Here is a 1,089-nt window from a genome sequence, read left to right on the forward strand (position 1 = left end):
CGCTCGTTGTTATAGACCCACATCCATGCATACGCCATTGTTTGCGCATCCTTGAGCCGGGTAAAACAATATGCATCCAACACCTCTGTCCTGAAGCTGCGGTTGAAGCGCTCCATATAGCCGTTTTGATATGGTTTGCCAGGCTGGATAAATTTCATCTCAATCCTTCTTTTCTTCGCCCACTCATCCATCGCATCTGCGATGAACTCAGGCCCATTATCCACGCTGATCTTCTGGGGCGCTCCACGCCATGCTATCAGTTGATCCAGTTCCCGGATCACCCGTTTGCTGGTCAGGCTCGTATCCATGGTTATTGTCATCACTTCGCGGTTGAAGTCATCAATCACATTCAGTGATCTGAAGCTTACTCCATTGCTTAGCGTATCGTGCATAAAGTCCATAGACCAGGTAATATTGGGTCTTATAGGCCAGACCAATGGCTCCAGCACCCTGGCTGGCAAACGCTTCTTGTGTTTGCGTCTCAGGTTCAGCTTCATTTCAGTGTATATCCGGTAAACCTTCTTATGGTTCCAATGGTAGTTCTGCCGTCTCAGATAGTGGTGCATCATCCAGAAACCCCATCGATTATGCAGCTGCGCAACATCGGCCAGCTGCTCCCGCACTACTGCATCGTCGTTTGATTTCGGCTTGTAGTAGTATACGGAGGGTTGAATGGAAAAGATCTTTATAGCCTGCCGGACACTGATGCCATGCACATTGGTAGCATATTGCACCAGCTCTCTTTTGTCGGCAGGCCCTAGAGCTTTTTTTCGATCACGTCCTTCAAAACAGTGATCTGAAGCGATTGTTCAGCTACAATGCGCTTATACTGCGCCAGCTCCGTTTCCATCTCCTTTAGCTTCTTTACCTGCGCTACCTCCATACCCGAATACTTTGTCTTCCATTGGTAAAAGGTTGGCTGGCTGATGCCATGCTCACGACAGATATCTGCTACAGAATGGCCGCTTTCCTGCGACTTGAGAATGCCTATAATCTGGCTCTCCGTGAATTTGCTCTTTTTCATAATTCTTCCCTTTTAAAGGTAGCACTTTTATATTTTTATGTGCTACCGTTTACAGGGAAGCTTTC

2 protein-coding genes are annotated in these 1,089 nt (G+C 47.5%); both read right to left on the bottom strand.

The window, feature by feature from the left end; genetic code table 11:
* A partial coding sequence (locus DCC81_RS25275) for an IS3 family transposase (protein WP_133177811.1) occupies nt 1-734 on the bottom strand: 734 nt, incomplete at its 3' end.
* A gap of 23 nt (nt 735-757) precedes the next feature.
* Nucleotides 758-1,024: an IS66 family insertion sequence element accessory protein TnpA gene (gene tnpA / locus DCC81_RS25280; protein ID WP_108689554.1), complete on the bottom strand. Its 267-nt coding sequence runs from the start codon at nt 1,022-1,024 to the stop codon at nt 758-760.
* Between the last annotated feature and the right edge of the window lie 65 nt (nt 1,025-1,089).

The sequence above is a fragment of the Chitinophaga parva genome, from assembly GCF_003071345.1.
Classification (GTDB): Bacteria; Bacteroidota; Bacteroidia; order Chitinophagales; family Chitinophagaceae; genus Chitinophaga; species Chitinophaga parva.

What these genes read in the sequence shown, in the direction of transcription:
- tnpA (WP_108689554.1), bottom strand. Translation starts at nt 1,024, where the DNA reads ATGAAAAAGAGCAAATTCACGGAGAGCCAGATTATAGGCATTCTCAAG.